This is a genomic window from Brachybacterium sp. NPDC056505, assembly GCF_042794925.1.
GTDB classification, from domain to species: domain Bacteria; phylum Actinomycetota; class Actinomycetes; order Actinomycetales; family Dermabacteraceae; genus Brachybacterium; species Brachybacterium kimchii.
In genome coordinates, this window is the sequence record NZ_JBHTSV010000038.1 from 13663 (window position 1) to 33621 (window position 19959).

The following is a 19959-nucleotide window of genomic DNA, read 5'->3' on the forward strand; positions in this document are numbered from 1 at the left end:
CGGTGCGGCGCGTCGGACGCCCGGGATCCGGGCCCCGCCGCGGGTCCCGGTGCCGCGAGCTCGGCAGGCGGAGGATCAGGCCTTCTGGCAGCTGATGACCTCGGCGCTGACCGCCTCGCCCTGGGTGTCGATGTCCACGGTGCGCACGACCTGCCGCTCGGGGCCCCCGGGGATCTCGACCTCGCGGAAGCCCACCTGCGCGCGGCCCGCGTTCAGCGCCTGCACCGTGCACGTGGCGTCGACGCCGGGGCTGCGGGTGAGCTGGAAGGTGAGCGAGATCGTGTCGTCGTCGACGTGGTCGTAGCCGACGTCCTTCGCGGTCACGGGCTGGTCCGCGAAGCGGTAGCCGACGAACGCGAGCACGGCGAGGAACACGACGGCCCCGATCACGTACAGCACGCGCGCGGTGCGCTTCGGCACCAGCGGGCCCCCGTAGCGGGAGGCGAGCGGATCGGTCGATCCCGTGGGGGTGCTCGGAGCGTGCGCGTCCATGCACCCATCCTCCCAGATCCCACCTGGACCCGGCGTCCGAGTGGCGGGGGTCTCGGCCCTCGCCCCAGTCCGGGACCAGGCAGGTGGCGTACCCTCGGCTGGTGCGGAGACGCGCCCGATACCGGGTCGTCGGCGCCGCCCGCGGCGAGGCCCCGAGCCCCGCCCGCGGACCCGTCCCGAGGGACGGGACGAGACCCGTCCCGACCGACGGGACCAGACCTGTACGACCCCGACCCGGTGAAGGTGGAAACGTGCCCGACCTCGAGCCCGAGAGCGACGACCGGCTGCGCATGGTCGCCGTGCATGCCCACCCCGACGACGAGTCGAGCAAGGGGGCGGGGTCGATGGCCAAGTACGTGCGCGAGGGGGCACAGGTCACCGTCATCACCTGCACCGGCGGAGAGCGCGGCGACATCCTCAACCCGAAGCTCGCCGACGACGAGGAGATCCTCGCGGACCTGCCCGCGGTGCGCCGCACCGAGATGGCCGCGGCGCAGAGGGTCCTGGGCGTGGACCACGAGTGGCTCGGGTTCGTCGACTCGGGCCTGCCCGAGGGCGATCCCCGGCCCGAGCTCCCCGAGGGATGCTTCGCGCGCGTGAGCGTCGAGGAGGGCGCACGCCCCCTGGTCGCCGCGATCCGCCGACTGCGTCCGCACGTGCTCACCACGTACGACGAGAACGGCGGCTACCCGCACCCCGACCACATCCAGTGCCACCGGATCAGCGCGCTCGCCTTCGACAGGGCCGCGGACCCCGAGTACGCCCCCGAGCTCGGCGAGCCGTGGAAGGTCGCGAAGATGTATTACATCAACGGCTTCTCCCGCCGCCGCTTCCAGGGCATCGCCGACTTCCTGCGGGGACGCGGCACCCCCGACGAGCAGCTCGAGGAGATGGCCCAGCGTTTCCCCGGCGGCGCCGACCGCCTGGTGACCACGCGCGTGGACATCAGCGACGAGCTCGACATCCGCGACGCGGCGCTGCGCGCCCACGCCACCCAGGTGGATCCCGAGGGCTTCTTCTTCCACATCCCCAACGACGTCCTGCGCGAGTCGCACTGGGCGACCGACGACTACGAGCTGCGCACCTCACGCATCGGCGTCACCCTGCCCGAGACCGACCTGTTCGCGGGTCTGCGATGAGCGCCGGGCCGATGAGCGCCGGGGTGATCGGGCTCGCGACGTCAGGCGGACGGCTGCTCGCCGCGCCCTCGGACTCCGGGGACATGACCGCGACGACCGTCACGCCGGGGCTGCCCGCTTTCATCGTGATGTTCCTGCTGGCCGCCGTCATCGTGCTGCTCGCCCTCGACATGACGCGCCGCGTGCGCCGCATCCAGGCCCGCTCGCGCGCCGAGGACCACCTCGCCCAAGAGGGGCAGGGCGAGGGGACCGGGTCTGACGACGGCGCAGAGCCGTCGAACGGGGCAGAGCCGTCGAACGGCGCAGAGCCCGCCGCCGGGGCGGGGCAGGCCGACGAGGACGGTCCTGCTCACGAGTCGGCGCCGGCCGCCGGGGAGGAGCCGTCGGACGACGGGGACTCCACCGACGGCGAGGACGATCGTCCGCGCGACTGAGCGCCGCGTCGGCCCGCCGCCCCGACACTCGGGGCGACCCTGCGATCAGTGGCGGCCCTGCGATCAGATGACCGCGATCGCCACCGCGACGAAGTGGCAGACGAACCCTGCGATCGTGCACGCGTGGAAGATCTCGTGGTACCCGAACCACGCCGGTGAGGGGTCGGGCCGCTTGAGCCCGTAGACGAGCGCGCCCAGCGTGTACGCGATGCCGCCCGCGATGATCAGCCAGGCCACGGCCCAGCCGCCGCCCGCGATGATCTGGGGCATGTAGAAGATCGCCACCCAGCCCAGCGCCACGTACGCGGGCACGTAGAGCCAGCGCGGGGCGCTCGTCCAGAAGATGCGGAAGCCCACGCCGATCAGGGCGCCCGTCCAGCAGATCACCAGCAGGGTGACCGCCGAGCGCGGCTGCAGCATCGACGCCGCGATCGGCGTGTAGGTCCCCGCGATGATGAGGAAGATGTTCGCGTGGTCGAAGCGCCGCAGCATGAGCGCGTGCTCGGCGCGCCAGGTGCCGCGGTGGTAGGTCGCGCTCACGCCGAACAGCAGGCACGAGGTCAGCACGAAGACCGCGCACGCGAGCCGGGTGGGCAGGTCGTCGCCGAGAGCGACCAGCAGCAGCCCGGCGATCAGCGCCGCCGGCAGGGCGAGCATGTGCAGGACGCCGCGCAGGCGGGGTTTGGGCAGCGCGATCCCGAGCTCCTTCGCGCGGCGCGCCATCTGCCGGGTCAGCTCGCGCGGGGCGAAGGGGTGCGTCGACGCGGTCGGGATCTGGTCGTCCTCGAGGGCCGACGGCGGCTCGGCCGGCGTGATCGGACGCCGAGCGGCCTCCGAGACGCTGTCGCGGTCGGTCTCGGAGTCGGGGGAGCGGTGGGGTGCCAGGGCCATGCCGTGAGCGTAACCTACGGTTCCGTAAGTGGGGAGTGCATCGTCTGTGGCGGTGCTGTGAAGAGCGGCCGCGCCCTTGCCGCACCACTGTCGCGCATGGTCGATAATGGAGCGTCCTCGCCGTGCGGGCGCGGACGCAGCGAGCAGACGAGTCGGGACGCGCGAGAGGGGAGCTGGTCGTGGACGATGACGGGATCCTCTACCGCGTGTACGAGAAGCGGCTGATCAAGGAGCTCGACGCCTACGAGCTGCCCCAGCACTTGGGCGTGATCGTCGACGGGAACCGGCGCTGGGCCAAGGCCTCGGGCATCACCACCGCAGAGGGGCACCGCCAGGGCGGCGCGAAGATCACCGAGTTCCTCACCTGGTGCGAGGAGCTCGAGATCCCGCTGGTCACCGTGTGGATGCTCTCCACCGACAACCTGCGCCGCGGGGCCGACGAGCTCGCGCTGCTGTTCGAGATCATCGCCGAGACCGTCGAATCGATCGCCGGCGCCGGCTACACCGTGCGCCTCGCAGGATCCGTCGAGTCGCTCCCCGAGGCGACCCGGGAGCGCGTCGCCGCCGTGCAGGAGCGCTCGACCCCGTCGAAGTCCCTCACCGTGAACGTCGCGATCGGCTACGGCGGCCGCGAGGAGATCGTCGACGCCGTCCGCGAGCTCGTGCGCGACCTCGGCGCCGAGGGCCGCAGCCCCGACGAGATCGCCGAGGCCATCTCCATGGAGGGCATCGGCGAGCACCTCTACACGCGCGGCCAGCCCGACCCGGACCTCATCATCCGCTCCTCGGGCGAGCAGAGGCTCTCCGGGTTCCTCATGTGGCAGTCCGCCCACTCGGAGTTCTGGTTCTGCGAGACCAACTGGCCGGGCTTCCGGCGCGTGGACCTGCTGCGCGCGCTGCGCGACTACTGCCAGCGCGAGCGCCGCTTCGGCGCGTGAGGCGAGCGCCGCGACGTCGGGCGCCGAGCCGTCGGTCCGGTCCGCCGGAGAACGGACGATGACGGCCCCGTGAATGCTGCGGCGGCGCACACGCCGCCGGGCGCGTCGTGCCGCGCGTCACAGCCGACGCGGAGTAGGTTCGCGGCAAGCGCTCCGATCGGGCCGCATCCCCAGACTTCCCCTCCGAGGGGATGCGGCAGACCGCACGGGGCTGATCACGGACGGAGGCTCCCGATGACCGACACCACCACGACAGCTCCCCACGACACGACGGCGCAGGATCCGAGCGAGCTGGACCTCGCCGAGCAGGACCCGACCACGATCGACACCGTGCGGGAGGCCGCCCGGGATGCCGCGCAGGACCGGTTCGGGACGGAGGCAGACGGCGGTCATCCGGTGGCCGTGGTGCGGTCGCTCGAGCCCGGGGGCGCCCAGGAGGCGCTGCCCGACCTCGAGGTCGGCACCCTCACCTACGTGCTGGACACCTCAGTGCTGCTCTCGGACCCGCAGGCGCTGGTCCGCTTCGCCGAGCACGACATCGTCCTGCCGATCGTCGTCATCACGGAGCTCGAGTCCAAGCGCCACCATCCCGACCTCGGCTTCTTCGCCCGGCAGTCCCTGCGGATCCTCGACGACCTGCGCGATCGCCACGGCAACCTCTCCGTCCCGCTGCCGATCGGCGAGGACGGCGGCCATGTGCACGTCGAGCTCAACCACTCCTCGGACCGCGCGCTGCCCGACGGCTTCCGCCTCGGCGACAACGACACCCGCATCCTCGCCGTCGCCAAGAACCTGCAGCTCGAGGGCAAGAGCGTCGTGCTCGTCTCCAAGGACCTGCCGATGCGCATCAAGGCGTCGGCCTGCGGCATCCACGCCGAGGAGTACCGCGCCGAGCTCGCCCGCGACCGCGGATACACCGGAATGGTCACCGCGAGCGTCGGCGAGGAGGAGATGACCGCGCTCTACGACGGCAGCGACGTGGAGATCCCCGAGGTCTCCCATCGTCCCGTCCACACCGGCGTCACCATGACCAGTCCCCGCGGCAGCGCCCTCGGGCGCGTCACCCGCGAGGGCAGCGTGCGGCTCGTCCCCGGCGACCAGGGCGTCTTCGGCGTCCACGGGCGCAGCGCCGAGCAGCGCATCGCGATCGACCTGCTGCTGGACGAGTCCATCGGCATCGTCTCCATGGGCGGTCGCGCCGGCACCGGCAAGAGCGCGCTCGCGCTGTGCGCCGGCCTCGAGGCGGTCCTGGAGAAGCGCACGCAGCGCAAGATCATGGTGTTCCGTCCGCTCTACGCGGTGGGCGGCCAGGAGCTCGGCTTCCTGCCCGGCGACCAGGGCGAGAAGATGGGGCCCTGGGGAGAGGCGGTGTTCGACACCTTGGGCTCGATGGTCAGCCAGAACGTGATCGACGAGGTGCTCAGCCGCGGCATGCTCGAGGTGCTCCCGCTGACCCACATCCGCGGCCGCTCCCTGCACGACGCCTTCGTGATCGTCGACGAGGCCCAGTCCATGGAGCGCAACGTGCTGCTGACCATGCTCTCGCGCATCGGTCAGAAGTCCCGCGTGGTCCTCACCCACGACGTCGCCCAGCGCGACAACCTCCGCGTGGGCCGCTACGACGGTATCGCGAGCGTGGTCGAGGCCCTCAAGGGCAGCGAGCTCTTCGCCCACATGACCCTGCAGCGCTCCGAGCGCTCGAAGGTCGCCGAGCTCGTCACGCATGTGCTGGATGCGCCAGTGATGTGAGGACGGGTCGCGGTCGCCGGGACGACCCGGCGGCCGTCGCGCAGACGCGGGCCCGCACTCCGAGGGGAGTGCGGGCCCGCTCTCTGCTCGGGGGCTCGGCGCCGCTCAGGCCTTCGGGGTCGTCATCGAGAGCACGTCGAGGGCGTCGTCGAGCTGCTGCTCGGTGAGCTCGCCGCGCTCGACGAAGCCGAGGGCGATCGTGGCCTCGCGCACCGAGACCTGCTCCTTCACGGCGTGCTTGGCGATCTTCGCCGCGCTCTCGTAGCCGATCAGCTTGTTCAGCGGGGTGACGATCGAGGGGGAGGCCTCGGCGTAGAAGCGGGCCTTCTCCTCGTTCGCGGTGAGACCGTCGACCGTCTTGTCGGCGAGCACCCTCGAGGCGTTCGCGAGCAGGCGGATCGACTCGAGAAGGCTGGTGCCCATGAGGGGGATCTGCACGTTCAGCTCGAAGGAGCCCTGCGCGCCGCCCCAGGCGACGGACGCGTCGTTGCCGATGACCTTCGCGCACACCTGCAGGACGGCCTCGGGGATCACGGGGTTGACCTTGCCGGGCATGATCGAGGAGCCGGGCTGCAGGTCGGGGATCGCGATCTCCCCGAGGCCTGTGTTCGGGCCCGAGCCCATCCAGCGCAGGTCGTTGCAGATCTTCGTGAGCGAGACGGCGATGGTGCGCAGCGCGCCGGACATCTCGACGAGGCCGTCGCGCGCGGACTGCGCCTCGAAGTGGTCGCGGGCCTCCGTCAGCGGCAGCCCGGTCTGCTCGGCGAGGTTCGCGATGACCTTCTGCGGGAAGCCGGCGGGGGTGTTGATACCGGTGCCGACGGCGGTGCCGCCCTGGGGCACCTCCGCCGTGCGGGGGAGCGCGGCCTGCACGCGCTCGACGCCGTAGCGGATCTGCGCCGCGTAGCCGCCGAACTCCTGGCCCAGGGTCACCGGAGTGGCGTCCATGAGGTGGGTGCGGCCCGACTTCACGACGCTCTTCCACGCCTCGGCCTTGGCTTCGAGGGAGGCGGCGAGGTGCTCGAGGGCGGGTAGCAGGGTCTTCACGACCGAGCTGGTCACGGCCACGTGCACGGAGGTCGGGAAGACGTCGTTCGAGGACTGCGAGGCGTTGACGTGGTCGTTGGGGTGGACCTTCTGGCCCGACGCCGTCGACGCGATCGTCGCGAGCACCTCGTTCATGTTCATGTTCGAGCTCGTGCCCGAGCCCGTCTGGTACGTGTCGATCGGGAACTGGTCGTCGTGGGAGCCCGCGATGACCTCGTCGGCCGCGGCGATGATGGCATCCGCGATCGCGGCGTCGAGCACGCCGAGATCCTCGTTCGCGCGGGCCGCGGCCTTCTTCACCTGGGCGAGCGCGTGGATGTGCGCGGGCTCGAGGCCCTGGCCGGAGATCGGGAAGTTCTCGACGGCGCGCTGCGTCTGGGCGCCGTACAGGGCGTCGACCGGGACGCGCACCTCACCCATGGTGTCGTGCTCGATGCGGTACTCGGGCTGGGTCATGGAGGAACTCCTTCGTTCGTCGGTGCTGCGAGGGCCATGCCCCGCGGGGTGATGGATGGTGACCCTCGGACGGTATCGGACCGAGGTGACGGCGCGGTGGCCGACGGGGTGTTCGGGTGACGCGGTGATCAGTGGGACCGGTGCGATCGGTGGATGCGGCGCGATCGGTGGGTGCAGTGCTATCGGTAGGTGCAGCGCGATGGGTGCGTCCGGCGTCCGGCGTCCGGCGTCCGGCGACCGGCGACCGGCGGTGCACGGTCAGCGGGGGAGGGGACTGCCGTCGGGCCGGTCTTCGAGCTCGCCGGCCCAGGGCGGGTTGGCACCGGGCCGGGAGACGGTGATGGCGGCGAGGGCGGCGGCGTGCGCGAGGACGTCCTGCAGCACTGCGGTGTCGGCCGCGGCGAGGGCCTCGCGCCGGCGGGCGCCCAGCAGGTCGCGGGACGCGAGGGCGTCGAGGATCCCCGCGGAGTAGGTGTCGCCGGCGCCTACGGTGTCGGCGACGTCGACGCGTACGGGATCCACCGGGATCCGGCCGTCGGGCCCGAAGCCGACTGCCCCGTCCCCGCCGCGGGTCATCGCGACGACGCTGGGGCCGAGGCCTCGCCAGGAGGCCGCGACGTCCTCGACGTCGTCGGTGCCGTAGAGCCAGGCGATGTCCTCATCGCTCGACTTCACGATGTCGCAGCGGCCGATGAGCGCCTCGATCTGCGGACGCACCGTCGCGGGATCGCCCATGAGGTCGGGGCGGATGTTCGGGTCGTAGCTGAGCGTCGCGGAGTCCCGATGCGCCTCGAGGACGTCCGCGACCACGCCGCTGCCCGGGGCGAGCACTGCGGCGATCGACGAGGTGTGGACGGCGTCGAGGCCGGAGGGAAGACCGGAGGGGTCGGGATCCCAGACCAGGTCGAAGGTGTACTGGGCCGCGCCGTCGGTCCCGACCTGCGCCTGGGCGGTCGAGGTGGGACGATCGTCGATGCTGCCCGCGGTGAGCACGACCCGCGAGGACTCGACGTGCTCGCGGATCTCCCGCCCGCGGGCGTCGTCGCCGATGCGGGTGAGCAGGTGCGAGACGTGCCCGAGCCGGCCGAGCGCGACCGCGACGTTCATGGGCGACCCGCCCGGGTACTCGGCGGGCGGCTCCCCCGGGCGCAGGACGATGTCCGTGAGCGATTCTCCGACGGTGAGAAAAGTGGCCTTCACAGCATAGATCTTGGCATTTTTCGCGGCACGGGGCGAACGCGCGACAATGCGTGCATGCCGACACCGAAGGATCCGAGCGCCGAGGCGTCCGAGCGCAGGCCCGAGCCCGCGCCCGAGAGCGCCGAGAGCGCCGAAAGTGTCGAGAGGGACGGCGCCGACGCCGTTCCCGCGTCCGCTCCTGCGCCGGCCTCTTCCGCTCCCGCGCCGCGCAAGCGCTCGCCGTACTCGATGAGCAAGGGCGACGCCTCGATGCGCAACATCGCCTGGGCGCTCGGCCTCACGCTCGGCTGCGTGGCCGTGGTCGGCGTGATCTTCTTCGGCGTGGGGCGCAGCGTGGACCGTGAGATCCCCGAGACCTCCCGCCTGGACGTCGGCGCGAGCGCGCAGCGCGCCCAGGAGCAGGCGCCGTTCCCCGTGGCGCAGCCCGCGCTCGGCGGCAGCTGGACCCCGCGCGCCGCGGATTTCACGGCGGGCGATCGGCCGACGTGGGAGCTGCGCTTCACCTCGCCCTCGAACACGCTGGTGAACATCGTGGAGAGCGAGGAGATGTCCGCGGCGGACCTCTCCTCGGAGCTGCCCGGGGCGGACGCGACCGGGGACGTCACGATCGAGGGCGCGGACTGCCAGACGGTGAGCGGCGAGGACGACGAGCACGGCATCACGTGCCAGGGCGACGGCTGGGCCGTCATCGTGCACGGCACGGCCGACGACGGCGACCTCAAGACCGCGGCGCAGGCGACCGTGCGCAGCATCGAGGACGGCGGCACCACGGGGTCCTGAGCCCCGGCGCGGCCACGTCGACGGCGTGGTCCGCCGGCCCTCGGAGCCGGAGCTCTCCTCATCGCTCAGCGCCGGAGCGATCGGTGCTCAGCGCCGGGCCTGGACCGCCTCGTCGAGCTTCTGACGCGCTCCGTCGAGCCACTGCTGGCAGCGGCGGGCGAGCATCTCGCCGCGCTCCCACAGGGCGATCGACTCCTCGAGCCCGCCCTGCCCGGACTCCAGGCGGCGCACCACCTCGACGAGCTGGTCGCGGGCGGCCTCGTAGCTGAGGGCGGCGATGTCCTCGGGCAGATCCGGCGCGGAGTCGGATGCGTCGTCGTCGGCGGGAGCGGGCACGGTGCCCTCCTCCGCAGGATCGTCCGTCGTGGGATCCTCGGGCGTGGTGCTCATCGGTTCTCCTCCGGGGCATCGGGCTGGTCGGTGGGATCGGTGCGGTCGTCGGCCGGGACCTGTGCAGGGGCACCGGATGCGGCGCCGTCGATCGTGTCCATGTCGGGCGGGGTGTAGGGATCGTGCTCGGTGCGCAGAGCGCCGAAACGGCCGCCCGCCACGCGCACGGAGAGTGCGGCGTCGACGGGAGCGGACTCGGGGGCGCGCACGATCGTGCCGTCGGGCGTCTGCACCACGGCGTAGCCGCGCTCGAGGGTCGCGAGCGGGCTGAGCGCGCGGACCTGACGGCCCAGGTGGGCGGTCTCGTCGCGCGCCCGGTCCAGGCGGGAGCCGACAAGCGTGCGGGCGAGCGCGATGCGCGAGCGGATCTCCTCGGCGGGTGCGGTGAGGATGCTCGCCGGGTTCTCGAGCACGGGTCGCGACCGGAAGGCGTCGAGGTTCGCCTGCTCGCGCTCCAGGCGCGTGCGCACCGCCGAGCGCAGGCGCGAGCGGCCCAGGTCGAGCTGCTCGAGCTCGGCCTGGATGTCCGGCACCACGCGCTTGGCGGCGTCCGTGGGGGTCGAGGCGCGCACATCGGCCGCGAGGTCCACGAGAGGGGTGTCGACCTCGTGGCCGATCGCGGAGACGATCGGTGTGCGGGCGCCCGCGACCAGGCGCACCAGCTTCTCGTCGCTGAAGGGGAGCAGGTCCTCGAGGGAGCCCCCGCCGCGGGAGATGATGATGACGTCGACGTCCTCGAGGGCGTCCAGCTCGGTGAGCGCGGCGGAGACCTCGCGCACCGCCTTCTGCCCCTGCACCGCGACCTCGCGGATGGCGAAGTCGACCGCGGGCCAGCGGCGGCGGGCGTTGACCACGACGTCCTTCTCCGCCGCGGACTCGCGTCCGCAGATGAGGCCGATCGTGCGCGGGAGGAACGGGAGCTGCTGCTTGCGGGAGTCCTCGAACAGGCCTTCGGAGGCGAGGGCGCGCTTGAGCTGCTCGAGCTGCGCGAGGAGCTCGCCGAGGCCGACGGGCCGGATCTCGCTCGCCTCGAGCTGGAGGCTGCCGCGCTTGTTCCAGAAGGTGGGCTTCGCGTGCACGACTACGCGCGCCCCCGGCACGAGCTCGACCGTCATCGCCCGCAGGACGTGCTCGCGGATCGGCACCGAGAAGGACATGTCCACCTCGGCGTCGCGCAGCGTCATGAACGCCAGGCCGCTGCCCGGGCGGCGGTTCAGCTGCACCATCTGCCCCTCGACCCAGATCGGGGACATCCGTGCGACGTACTCGCCGACCTTCACCGAGAGCTGGCGCAGAGGCCACGGGTTCTCCGGCGTGGTCTCGGCGGCCGTCGGCGCGAGAGGCCGATGGGACGGGGTCTCGGTCATGGGTCCACTCTGGCACGGCGCGGGGACGTTCGAGCACCGTGGCGGCGGGTGTGGAAGGACGGGGCATGGGGAGGACCCGCGCACCGTCGTCGGACGGCGTGCGCGCGAACGTGTGATTGACAGCACACGTCCGCGGGTGGAGTGTTGCCCCAGCCCGCACGGCACCACGCCTCCGCAGTCCACTGCGGTCCGCGGCGTCGGGCGGCCCGAGACGAGGAGGCGGCTGCATGAGCGTGCTGCGACGCAAGAGCATCGAGACGGTCCTGCATCAGGACGATGACGAGGACCACGCGCACCTGAAGAAGGACCTCGGGGTCAAGGACCTCATCGGCTTCGGGATCGGCATCGTGATCGGGACGGGGATCTTCACCCTCACCGGCCTGCAGGCCAAGGAGAACGCGGGCCCGGCCGTGATGATCTCCTTCATGATCGCGGGCGTCGTCGCCCTTCTCGCCGCCCTCTGCTACGCGGAGCTCGCCTCCGCCGTCCCCACCGCGGGCAGCTCCTACACCTACGCCTACTCGACGATCGGGGAGATCTTCGCCTGGATCATCGCGTGGGACCTGATCCTGGAGTTCGCGCTCGGCGCCGCGGTGGTCTCGCGCGGCTGGTCCGGCTACGTGGCGGGCGTGTTCGGACTGCCCTCGAAGTGGTTCGCCGAGGAGGGATCCGTGGTGAACGTCGGCGCCATCTTCATCGCGGTCCTGCTGGGCGTCGTCGCGATCCGCGGCATCCGCGAGTCGAAGTGGGTGACCAACGGGCTCGTGCTCATCAAGGTGCTGGTGTGCGTGTTCGTCATCGTCGTGGGCGTCTTCTACATCAAGACCGACAACCTGGTGCCCTTCATCCCGCCGGCCCAGCACTCCGAGGGCACCGGCTCCCGGCTCACCTCGCCGCTCTGGCAGGCGGTCACGGGGATCGAGCCCTCGACCTTCGGGGTCGCGGGAGTGTTCGTCGCCGCTGCCGTCGTCTTCTTCGCCTACTCCGGGTTCGAGGCGGTCGCGAACCTCGGCGAGGAGACCAAGAAGCCGGCCCGCGACATGCCGATGGGCCTGCTCGGGACGCTCGCCATCTGCACCGTCCTGTACGTGGGCGTGTGCCTCGTGGTCACGGGCATGGTCGAGTACTCCAAACTCTCCGAAGGAGACGCCGTGGCCGACGTCTTCCACCAGGTCGGCCTGCCCTGGGTTGGGATTCTTGTGGGCATCGCCGCGGTCGCCGGGCTCAGCTCGGTGATCCTCGTGGACATCGTGGCGATGGGGCGGATCGGCTTCGCCCTCGCACGCGACGGGCTGCTGCCGCCGGTGTTCTCACGCGTCCACGCACGCTGGGGGACGCCGGTGCTGATGACGTCCCTCACCGTGGGCGCGGTCGCGCTGCTCGCAGGATTCATCCCGATCTCCGTGCTCGCCGAGATGGTCAGCATCGGCACCCTGTTCGCCTTCGTGGTCGTCGCGATCGCCGTGGTGGTCCTGCGTCGCACCGATCCGGACATGGAGCGTCCCTTCCGCACGCCGCTCGTGCCCGTGCTGCCGATCGTCAGCGTCCTCGCCTGCGCGGGGCTCATGGCGAGCCTCGCCGTGGAGACGTGGCTGCGGTTCCTGGCCTGGCTGCTGATCGGGCTCATCGTCTACGTGGTGTACAGCTACCGGCACTCGCACCTGGGATCGCGCGGGAGCGGACCGGTCCTGACGCCCACGCCCTTCATGGGCGAGCCGGGCGGGTCCGGGCCCGGGGCCGGACCCGGGTCCGACGAGGACGGACGAGGAGGCGTGCGATGAGCATCCTCGTCGGCTTCGGACCCGACACCCGCACGGGATCGGGACTGCGCCTGGGAGCCGCGATCGCGCGGTCCCTCGGCGAGGACCTCGTGCTGTGCTGCGTCGTCCACGACTCCTTCGGCTCCCCGTCGCTGCGCGACTTCTCCGGGGTCGACGACGACTGGCGCCGGGAGATCACCGGCCTCGCGCGCGAGGCGCTCGCCGAGGCGCGCTCCCGCCTGCCCGAGGACCTCGAGGTCCGGACGGTGATGCGCGTCGGCCGCTCGGTGCCGCAGATCCTCGAGCGCGAGGCCCGCGATCGCGGATGCCGCATGCTCGTGGTCGGATCGGCCGACGGGGTCGTCGGTCGGATCGGGCTCGGCAGCACGAGCGACCGCCTCGTCCACAGCTCACGGGTCCCCGTCGCCCTCGCGCCGCGCGGCTTCGACCCCGGCGAGGGCACGCTCTCGCGGATCGTGCTCGCCGTGGATCCGTCGGATGCCGACGCGGCGCTCGTGCCCGGCGTGGTCCGCGTGCTCGAGGCGCTGGGCACCTCGCTCACGGTGGTCACTTTCGCTGTGCGCATCGGCACCCGGAGCGCGATGACCGCCTTCCGGGAGAGCGGCTTCTACGCGCAGTGGCGGCGCGATGCGGTGCGCACCCAGCGCACGATCCTCGACGAGGTGCGCGCCGCGTGCCCGGAGGTCGAGGCCGACGCGGGATCCGTGGTCGAGGGGGACCGCTGGTCCGCCGCTGTGGGCGGTCTCGAATGGCGCAGCGGCGACCTGCTCGTCATCGGCTCCAGTTCCCATGCCGGTCTCGCCCGGGTGTTCCTGGGGTCCACGGCTGCGCGCATACTGCGCCATGCGCCCGTGCCGGTGCTCGTGCTGCCGCGGGGCCGCGGGAAGGCGGCCCGGCGGGAGAAGGGGCGGTGACGGCGGCGGGACGTCGATGATGGCGACGGGATCGCGGTCCGATCACCTGTATCCGCGGGCCTGCAGGTCGTAGAGCTCCCGGTACCGGCCGCCGCGGGCCATGAGCTCGGCGTGCGTCCCCTGCTCGAGCACCCGGCCGTGGTCGAGGACTACCACCAGGTCGGCCGCGGCGACGGTCGAGAAGCGATGGGTGACCAGCAGCGTCACCCCGCCGGTCGTGCCGGTCCGTCCGGCGGCCTCGGCGTAGCGGGTGAACAGGGCGTCCTCGGTCGCGGGATCGAGCGCGCTCGTCGGCTCGTCCAGCACCCGCAGCAGCGGGCTCGTGCGCATCATCCCGCGCGCGATCGCGAGGCGCTGCCACTGCCCGCCCGAGAGGCCGCTCCCGCCCTCCCAGCTCGTGCCGAGCGGCGTCGCGAGGCCGCGGGGGAGGGCGTGCATGATGTCCTCGGCGGAGGCGTCGGCGATCGCACGTCGCACCTCGGAAGGATCCTCGGCGCGCGGCAGATCGCCCACCCCCACCGCCTCGAGCGCCGTGTACTCGAGCCGCGCATGGTCCTGGAAGGCACCCGCGCAGCGCTCGCGCCAGGCGACGGGATCGAGCCGCGGGAGCGGCTCGCCGTCGACCTCGATCGTCCCGGCGTCGAGGTCGTGCATGCCCAGCAGCAGGTCGACGAGCGTCGACTTGCCCGCGCCGTTCTCCCCGACCAGGGCCACGGTGGAACCCGCCGGCAGATCCATGTCCACGTCCTCGATGACCGGTGTGCGCCCGCCGGGGCGGGTGAAGGTGACGCCCCGGAGCCGGATCCCGTCCTCGAGGCGCGCGGGCGGAGCGGCCGTGCCGCGGTGGGCGCGCGCGTCCTCCTCGACCCGATCGGTGAGCCACAGGTAGCGGTTCACGGTCCGCAGGCTGTTCTGGAGCGTCGTGATGCCCATGCTGATCGAGCGCGCCGCATTCTGCAGGTTCTCGAGGCTCATCACGGCGATCGTCATCGCGGCGAGCGAGACCGCGCCGGCCAGGGCGTCGTGGGCCATCCACGCGATCACGCCGACGGCGGGCACGTAGAAGGCGAGCGAGGCGAGCAGCATCAGCGCCGAGGAGCGCCGGGTGGCAGCGACCTCCGGCCCGGTCCAGTCGCGGGCGGCGGCACCGATCCTCTGCAGCAGGAAGCCGCGTGCGCCGAAGGCGCGGATCTCGCTCGCGCCCGCCCTCTGCGAGGTGAGATCCATGAGCGCGCCGAGGCGCCGGCTGGGCTCGGCGCTCTCCTCCTCGGCACGCCTGCGGATGCGGGTGGTGGGGGTGGTGATGAGGATCTGCGGGACGCCGGCGAGCGCGACGAGCGCGAGACGCCAATCGGCCCCGATCGCGACGACCAGCGCGGTCGCCGGGGCGATGAACGAGCGCACGGCGTTCATCAGCGAGTTGTACCCCATGCCCACCGCCCCGCCGTGATCGCGCAGGGCCTGGACGGTGTCCAGGGTCTCCGGGTCCTCGAGATGGGAGAGGGTGGTCAGCGAGGCGAGGTGCTGCGCAGTGCGGGCCTCGAAGCGGTCGGCCATCGCCTGCAGCAGGCCCACCCGGTAGCGGGTGCCCCAGATCGACAGCAGTGAGTTCGTGCCGATCAGGGCGGCCGCGGCGGCCCCTGCGAGCAGGGCGGCCCGGGATTCGGCGGCGACGACGGCGGCGACGATGATCCCGTACAGCAGCGGTGTGAGGCCCTCGAGCAGCTTCGCGAAGGTCTCGAGGAACGCGAAGATGCAGGCGCGCGGCGAGACCTTCCAGCTCTCGCGCAGCACGAAGAGGATCGGGCGGATCGACTCACGCATCCTCGGCCCCCTCCCGCGCGCCGTCGGCCTCGTGGCCTCCGGCGCGCGCGAAGCGACGTGCCTGCAGCGTGAACATCTCCGCGTAGCGCCCGCCGCGGGCCATGAGCTCCTCGTGCGGACCGTCCTCGACGATGCGCCCGCCCTCGAGGACGACGATCCGCTCGGCGCGGCGCACGGAGGAGAGGCGGTGGGAGACGAGCAGCGTGGTGACGCCGCGGCCGAGCTCCATGAGGTCCTCGAACAGCGCCGCCTCGGCGCGGACGTCGAGGGCCGACGTCGGCTCGTCGAGCACGAGCGCCTGGGCGCCGTCCTCGACGGCCGCGAGCGCGCGGGCGAGGGCGAGCCGCTGCCACTGCCCTCCCGAGAGGTCGGTGCCGCCCGCGAGCCCCGGCGCGAGGGGCGTCCCCAGTCCCGCGTTCTCACGGGTCAGGCGCTCGAGGACCGCAGCGCCGCCGGCGCGCCGGATCAGCTCGTGGACGTCGTCGGGGCCGGCCGGGCGACCGAGCATCACGTTGTCGGTGACGCTGAGCGGGAAGCGCGTGAAGTCCTGCAGGATCATCGCCACCCGGGGATGCTGCTCGGGCGCCGGCGCGGCGGGCAGCCCACCGACCTCCACCGTCCCCGAGGTCGGGCGCTCGAGGCCGGCGATGAGGGACATGAGCGTGGACTTGCCCGCACCGTTCGCCCCGACGATGCCGAGGGTCTGGCCCGCGGGGATCGTCAGGTCGAGGTGCTCGAGCACGGGCCGTTCGTGCTGGGGGTAGTGGAAGGAGACGTCACGCAGGCTGATGGCGGCGCTGTGCGGTCCGACGGCGGCCTCGGGGCCGTCGACCGCGCTGCGCGGTGGCTCACGACCCGCGTCGGCCGCGAGCTCCCGCTCGAGGGCGTCGATCTCGCGATGGGTGTGGCCCGCCTGCAGGAACAGCGTCTGCGGGTCGCCGATCGGCCCGAAGCCGTCGAGCACGGCGGCGGCCGCGGCGAAGACCGCGGCCAGGCGACCCGCGTCGAGGTGGCCGGCCAGGGCATCGTGGACCAGCAGCAGGGAGACGCCGACGAGCACGAGCGCCGAGACGAGCGCGACCGCATCGGCGGATCGCGTCCGCGGCACGTCGGCCGTGAAGAGGGCGTCGCCGCGGTCGTGGCCCGCCAGGCGCGGGCGCAGCCAGGGCAGCAGGCCGAAGAGGCGCACCTCCCGGGCGGTGCGCTCGCCGGAGGCGACCCGGAAGGCGTACCGGGTGCGGCGCTGGGCGGTCGAGCGCGCGCTGCCGGAGATCGTGTCCAAGAGGCTCGCGAGGTACTGCACCCACACGCGGGAGACGAGGCGCGCGACCACGAGCAGCACGAGCGCGACCAGTGGGTTCCAGCTCGCGAGGATCGCAAGAGGCGCGAGGCCCGTGAGGCGGGCGGTGACGACGACCTGGGCGTTGGCGGTCGAGGACAGCATGCGCCAGTCCCGGACCTTCTCCAGCAGGTCGGCGGCGCGGCCCGAGGCCTGAGTGCCGTCGAGATGCGCGACGCCCTCGGGGCTCAGCAAGATCAGCGCCAGGTGCAGGCTGCGCTGCTCGCGCACCCGGGCATCGAGGCCCGCGGTGACCACCTCGGAGAGCGCCCCGATGACGGGTGTCGCGATCAGGCTCGCGCCGAGCACCAGGATGCCGCGCACGAGCCGCCCGTCGGCCGCCGTGCGCTGGACGGCGCCGGCGAGGCCGCCGACCACGTCGCCGAGACCCAGGATCGTGCCGCCGCTCGCCGCCATCGAGGCGAGGGCCAGGAGCACGAGGCCGACGGCCCGGCCGGGCGAGGCGGAGGCGATGAAGCCCAGCAGGCCCAGCCGCGCCGTGAGATCCCCGCGCAGCGTGGGCGCGTCGGCGCGCGCTGTGCTCGGGGACATGGGCCCACTCTGGCATGCGGGCGCGCACCGGCGACACGGAATACAGGGACTCAGCCCGCCGCGCGGGAGTCGGTGCCATCTGCACGCCCGATCGCGTCCCCGCGGGCGAGGTCGGCGATCTGCTCCTCGTCGAGGCTGCGGGCGCGACGGGTGAGCTGCTCGACGTCCTCGACCTTCTTCGAGGTCAGCTCCATCTCCTCGAAGCGCCGGGCGGTGACCATCACTCGGGACTGCAGGGAGCCGACGGCGTCGTTGTAGGCGGCGACCGAGGAGTCCAGGGAGCGTCCCACCTTCCCGAGGTGACCTGCGAGCGTGCCCAGCCGGTGGTGCAGCTCGCGGCCCGCGTCGAGCACCTGGCGGGCGTCGCGGTTCAGGGAGTCGGTGCGCCAGGTGTGGGCGACCGTGCGCAGGAGCGCGACGAGGGTCGCGGGGGAGGCGACGACGACGTCGCGGGAGAACGCGTGCTCGAGCAGCTCGGGATCGGACTCGAGGGCGGCGGCGAGCACGCCGTCGCTGGGCACGAACATCACCGTGAACTCGGGGGTGTCGCCGAGCGCGGCCCAGTACGCCTTCGAGCTCAGGCGGTCCGCGTGACCGCGCATCGCCTTGGCATGGGCGGCGCGCCGGGTGCGGGCACGATCGGGGTCGGGCTCCTCGACCGCGTCGAGGTAGGCGTCCATCGGCGCCTTCGCGTCGACGACGACGCTGCGCCCGCCGCTCAGGCGCACCACCATGTCGGGACGCTGGCCCGCCTCGCCGCTCGCGCCGCGGCCGGCGTGCTGCTCGCTGAAGTCGACGTGCTCGAGCATGCCCGCCGCCTCGACGATGCGGCGCAGCTGCACCTCGCCCCACCGGCCCCGGGAGGTGGGCGCGCGCAGGGCGGCGGTGAGGGCGTGGGTGCCCCGATCCAGGTCGCGCGTGCGCTCGCCGAGCTCCTCGAGGTGGGCGCGCAGCGCGCCGTCGGACCGGGCGCGGGCGCTCTCGCTGCGCTCGACGTGCTGCTCGAGCTGGGTGAGCGCATGCGTGATCGGGGCGAGCGTGCTGCGCAGCTCGGCGTCGCGCTGGGCGGCCTGGGACTCGCGGCGCTCCGCCTCGCGCTCGAGCTGCAGCTGGGCGGGGTCGATCGCGGGCGCTGCCTGCGCATCGAGGCGGCCGGCATCGGTGCGGGAGGCGCCTCGCGAGCGCGGATCGCGCATGACGAGGTAGGTGCCCAGCGCGCCGAGGGCCACGCCGACCAGGAGGACGAGGATCACGGTGAGGGTGTCCATGGGCTCAGCACACCACAGGGGAGGGACATCCGAGCGGATGCGGAGCCGCGCGCCCGAGCGGTCAGCTCAGGGCGGCGGCGCGTGCGGTGGCGACCTCGTCCATGTGGTCGACGGCCCAGGCGCGGAGGATCTCGAGCGGCTCGAGGAGGGTGCGGCCCAGCGCGGACAGCTCGTACTCGACGTGCGGCGGCACCTCGGGGTAGACGGTGCGGACGACGAGGCCGTCGGCCTCGAGCGAGCGCAGGGTCTGGGTGAGCATCTTCTGGCTGATCCCGTCGATGCGCCGCGAGATCTGCGAGAAGCGCAGGGGGCCGTCCTCGAGGGTGCCGATGATCAGCACGGTCCAGCGGTCGCCGATGCGGTCCAGCAGCTGGCGGGACGGGCAGACGCGGTACGGGTCGTAGAGGGCGGGGGCGGACATGGCGGTTCCTCTCAAGGGTCGGCCGAGGGGCCGGGTGGGGCAGCGGCAGGGGACGAGCGACTGCCGCCGGGCGGTTACTGCGAGGTGCCTACTTCCCAAAGGATACCGAGTTACCTACAGTGAGCGTCGTGGGTGCGGCGCACGTCGCACCGGCCCGGCGGATCCGTCGGGCATCAGATCGATCCGGGTGCCGAGCGCCCCGAAGGAGACACCATGACCAGCACCTCGACCGGCTCCTCCCACATCGTCGTCCTCGGCGGCACCGGCTACGCCGGCTCGCTGATCGTCGAGGAGGCCGCGCGCCGCGGCCACGACGTCGTCGCCGTGAGCCGCACGGCTCCGCACAGCCTTCCCGCCGGCGCCTCGCACCGCGCGGGGGACGTACGCGACGCGGCGTTCCTGGGCGATGTGCTCGGCGGGGCCGACGCGGTCGTCGCCACGAGCTCCCCGCGCGGAGAGCTCGCCGCGCCCGGCGTGCTGCGCGGCGCCTACGCCGAGCTCGCCCGCATCGCGGAGAGCAAGGGCGTGCGCCTGGGCGTGATCGGCGGCGCCGGCTCCCTGCACGTGAGCGAGGGGGGACCGCTGCTGGTGGACACCCCCGATTTCCCGGACGCGTTCCTCACCGAGGCCCGCGAGCTGGGCGCCGTCCTGGAGGACCTGCGGGGCGACGAGAGCGATCTCGACTGGTTCTTCCTCAGCCCCGCGGCGGGCTTCGGCGGATACGCGCCGGGCGAGCGCACCGGCTCCTACCGCGTGGGCGGCGACGTGCTCGTCTCCGACGAGAAGGGCGAGTCCTTCATCTCCGGCGCCGATCTCGCGATCGCCGTCGTCGACGAGATCGAGGAGCCCGCGCACCGGAACGCACGCTTCACCGTCGCGTACTGACCTGTCGGCTCGCAGGCGGCCGGCAGGGGACCGTCGGTCCTGCGGGGACCCGGCAGAAGAGATGAGCGTGGCGCACCGGATCCGACGGATCC

At 72.8% G+C, this 19959-nt stretch carries 18 protein-coding genes; 8 read left to right on the plus strand and 10 right to left on the minus strand.

Annotation, left to right across the window (positions count from 1 at the left end; all coding sequences use genetic code 11):
* Positions 1 to 75: 75 nt before the first annotated feature.
* Positions 76 to 492, minus strand: a complete 417-nt coding sequence (locus tag ACFQ53_RS15000; protein WP_377861034.1) for a DUF4307 domain-containing protein — start codon at positions 490 to 492, stop codon at positions 76 to 78.
* Positions 493 to 782: 290 nt separating this feature from the next.
* On the opposite strand from ACFQ53_RS15000, the gene mca reads away from it, so the two are divergent.
* Together mca and ACFQ53_RS15010 are read left to right on the plus strand one after the other, a co-directional pair.
* Positions 783 to 1631 carry a mycothiol conjugate amidase Mca gene (gene mca / locus ACFQ53_RS15005; RefSeq protein WP_377861066.1) on the plus strand — a complete coding sequence of 283 codons (849 nt, stop codon included), beginning with the start codon at positions 783 to 785 and terminating at the stop codon, positions 1629 to 1631.
* Between the two features lie 11 nt (positions 1632 to 1642).
* Positions 1643 to 2065 (plus strand): hypothetical protein, encoded by a 423-nt coding sequence (locus ACFQ53_RS15010; protein ID WP_377861036.1) that lies wholly within the window; start codon positions 1643 to 1645, stop codon positions 2063 to 2065.
* 63 nt (positions 2066 to 2128) lie between these two features.
* Here ACFQ53_RS15010 and ACFQ53_RS15015 read toward each other — a convergent pair whose 3' ends face one another.
* A complete protein-coding gene (locus ACFQ53_RS15015) occupies positions 2129 to 2956 on the minus strand; it encodes a hemolysin III family protein (RefSeq protein WP_377861038.1) in 828 nt (275 codons plus the stop codon).
* A 179-nt stretch (positions 2957 to 3135) separates the two neighbouring features.
* Here ACFQ53_RS15015 and ACFQ53_RS15020 point away from each other — a divergent pair, with 179 nt between their 5' ends.
* Together ACFQ53_RS15020 and ACFQ53_RS15025 are read left to right on the plus strand one after the other, a co-directional pair.
* The gene (locus ACFQ53_RS15020) at positions 3136 to 3894 is read left to right on the plus strand and encodes an isoprenyl transferase (RefSeq protein ID WP_377861040.1); all 759 of its coding nucleotides are present in this window, start codon (positions 3136 to 3138) and stop codon (positions 3892 to 3894) included.
* A 234-nt stretch (positions 3895 to 4128) separates the two neighbouring features.
* Positions 4129 to 5643 (plus strand): PhoH family protein, encoded by a 1515-nt coding sequence (locus tag ACFQ53_RS15025; protein WP_377861042.1) that lies wholly within the window; start codon positions 4129 to 4131, stop codon positions 5641 to 5643.
* Positions 5644 to 5748: 105 nt separating this feature from the next.
* On the opposite strand, the gene ACFQ53_RS15030 is transcribed toward ACFQ53_RS15025, so the two are convergent.
* Both ACFQ53_RS15030 and ACFQ53_RS15035 read right to left on the minus strand, forming a co-directional pair.
* The gene (locus tag ACFQ53_RS15030; protein ID WP_377861044.1) at positions 5749 to 7146 is read right to left on the minus strand and encodes a class II fumarate hydratase; all 1398 of its coding nucleotides are present in this window, start codon (positions 7144 to 7146) and stop codon (positions 5749 to 5751) included.
* A 258-nt stretch (positions 7147 to 7404) separates the two neighbouring features.
* Positions 7405 to 8346 (minus strand): carbohydrate kinase, encoded by a 942-nt coding sequence (locus ACFQ53_RS15035; protein ID WP_377861046.1) that lies wholly within the window; start codon positions 8344 to 8346, stop codon positions 7405 to 7407.
* 54 nt (positions 8347 to 8400) lie between these two features.
* Between ACFQ53_RS15035 and ACFQ53_RS15040 the strand changes: the two genes are divergently transcribed.
* Complete coding sequence (locus ACFQ53_RS15040; RefSeq protein ID WP_377861048.1) at positions 8401 to 9126, plus strand: DUF4245 family protein; 726 nt, start codon at positions 8401 to 8403, stop codon at positions 9124 to 9126.
* A gap of 87 nt (positions 9127 to 9213) precedes the next feature.
* On the opposite strand, the gene ACFQ53_RS15045 is transcribed toward ACFQ53_RS15040, so the two are convergent.
* Entirely contained in the window at positions 9214 to 9516 is a 303-nt protein-coding gene (locus ACFQ53_RS15045) for an exodeoxyribonuclease VII small subunit (RefSeq protein WP_377861050.1), read from the minus strand.
* Positions 9513 to 10883 (minus strand): exodeoxyribonuclease VII large subunit, encoded by a 1371-nt coding sequence (xseA, locus tag ACFQ53_RS15050; protein ID WP_377861051.1) that lies wholly within the window; start codon positions 10881 to 10883, stop codon positions 9513 to 9515. Before xseA ends, ACFQ53_RS15045 begins: the two co-directional genes overlap by 4 nt.
* Positions 10884 to 11110: 227 nt before the next feature.
* On the opposite strand from xseA, the gene ACFQ53_RS15055 reads away from it, so the two are divergent.
* Both ACFQ53_RS15055 and ACFQ53_RS15060 read left to right on the plus strand, forming a co-directional pair.
* Positions 11111 to 12664, plus strand: a complete 1554-nt coding sequence (locus ACFQ53_RS15055; protein WP_377861052.1) for an APC family permease — start codon at positions 11111 to 11113, stop codon at positions 12662 to 12664.
* Positions 12661 to 13578, plus strand: coding sequence for a universal stress protein (locus tag ACFQ53_RS15060; protein WP_377861054.1), 918 nt, complete (start codon positions 12661 to 12663; stop codon positions 13576 to 13578). Before ACFQ53_RS15055 ends, ACFQ53_RS15060 begins: the two co-directional genes overlap by 4 nt.
* 42 nt (positions 13579 to 13620) lie before the next feature.
* Here ACFQ53_RS15060 and ACFQ53_RS15065 read toward each other — a convergent pair whose 3' ends face one another.
* The 4 genes from ACFQ53_RS15065 to ACFQ53_RS15080 all read right to left on the minus strand — a co-directional run bounded on the left by ACFQ53_RS15065 (position 13621) and on the right by ACFQ53_RS15080 (position 18982).
* Positions 13621 to 15402 carry an ABC transporter ATP-binding protein gene (locus ACFQ53_RS15065; protein WP_377861056.1) on the minus strand — a complete coding sequence of 594 codons (1782 nt, stop codon included), beginning with the start codon at positions 15400 to 15402 and terminating at the stop codon, positions 13621 to 13623.
* Positions 15395 to 17293: an ATP-binding cassette domain-containing protein gene (locus tag ACFQ53_RS15070; RefSeq protein ID WP_377861058.1), complete on the minus strand. Its 1899-nt coding sequence runs from the start codon at positions 17291 to 17293 to the stop codon at positions 15395 to 15397. The genes ACFQ53_RS15065 and ACFQ53_RS15070 overlap by 8 nt, the downstream gene beginning before the upstream one ends.
* A gap of 50 nt (positions 17294 to 17343) precedes the next feature.
* Complete coding sequence (gene rmuC / locus ACFQ53_RS15075; RefSeq protein ID WP_377861060.1) at positions 17344 to 18561, minus strand: DNA recombination protein RmuC; 1218 nt, start codon at positions 18559 to 18561, stop codon at positions 17344 to 17346.
* Between the two features lie 61 nt (positions 18562 to 18622).
* Entirely contained in the window at positions 18623 to 18982 is a 360-nt protein-coding gene (locus tag ACFQ53_RS15080; protein WP_377861062.1) for a winged helix-turn-helix transcriptional regulator, read from the minus strand.
* A 213-nt stretch (positions 18983 to 19195) separates the two neighbouring features.
* Between ACFQ53_RS15080 and ACFQ53_RS15085 the strand changes: the two genes are divergently transcribed.
* Positions 19196 to 19867, plus strand: coding sequence for an NAD(P)-dependent oxidoreductase (locus ACFQ53_RS15085; protein ID WP_377861064.1), 672 nt, complete (start codon positions 19196 to 19198; stop codon positions 19865 to 19867).
* Positions 19868 to 19959: the final 92 nt, after the last annotated feature.

Bases quoted from the DNA above. Each gene is read 5' to 3' on its own strand.
- ACFQ53_RS15000 (WP_377861034.1), bottom strand. From the start codon at position 492: ATGGACGCGCACGCTCCGAGCACCCCCACGGGATCGACCGATCCGCTC.
- mca (WP_377861066.1), top strand. From the start codon at position 783: ATGGTCGCCGTGCATGCCCACCCCGACGACGAGTCGAGCAAGGGGGCG.
- ACFQ53_RS15010 (WP_377861036.1), top strand. From the start codon at position 1,643: ATGAGCGCCGGGGTGATCGGGCTCGCGACGTCAGGCGGACGGCTGCTC.
- ACFQ53_RS15015 (WP_377861038.1), bottom strand. From the start codon at position 2,956: ATGGCCCTGGCACCCCACCGCTCCCCCGACTCCGAGACCGACCGCGAC.
- ACFQ53_RS15025 (WP_377861042.1), top strand. From the start codon at position 4,129: ATGACCGACACCACCACGACAGCTCCCCACGACACGACGGCGCAGGAT.
- ACFQ53_RS15030 (WP_377861044.1), bottom strand. From the start codon at position 7,146: ATGACCCAGCCCGAGTACCGCATCGAGCACGACACCATGGGTGAGGTG.
- ACFQ53_RS15040 (WP_377861048.1), top strand. From the start codon at position 8,401: ATGCCGACACCGAAGGATCCGAGCGCCGAGGCGTCCGAGCGCAGGCCC.
- ACFQ53_RS15045 (WP_377861050.1), bottom strand. From the start codon at position 9,516: ATGAGCACCACGCCCGAGGATCCCACGACGGACGATCCTGCGGAGGAG.
- xseA (WP_377861051.1), bottom strand. From the start codon at position 10,883: ATGACCGAGACCCCGTCCCATCGGCCTCTCGCGCCGACGGCCGCCGAG.
- ACFQ53_RS15055 (WP_377861052.1), top strand. From the start codon at position 11,111: ATGAGCGTGCTGCGACGCAAGAGCATCGAGACGGTCCTGCATCAGGAC.
- ACFQ53_RS15060 (WP_377861054.1), top strand. From the start codon at position 12,661: ATGAGCATCCTCGTCGGCTTCGGACCCGACACCCGCACGGGATCGGGA.
- ACFQ53_RS15065 (WP_377861056.1), bottom strand. From the start codon at position 15,402: ATGCGTGAGTCGATCCGCCCGATCCTCTTCGTGCTGCGCGAGAGCTGG.
- ACFQ53_RS15070 (WP_377861058.1), bottom strand. From the start codon at position 17,293: ATGTCCCCGAGCACAGCGCGCGCCGACGCGCCCACGCTGCGCGGGGAT.
- rmuC (WP_377861060.1), bottom strand. From the start codon at position 18,561: ATGGACACCCTCACCGTGATCCTCGTCCTCCTGGTCGGCGTGGCCCTC.
- ACFQ53_RS15080 (WP_377861062.1), bottom strand. From the start codon at position 18,982: ATGTCCGCCCCCGCCCTCTACGACCCGTACCGCGTCTGCCCGTCCCGC.
- ACFQ53_RS15085 (WP_377861064.1), top strand. From the start codon at position 19,196: ATGACCAGCACCTCGACCGGCTCCTCCCACATCGTCGTCCTCGGCGGC.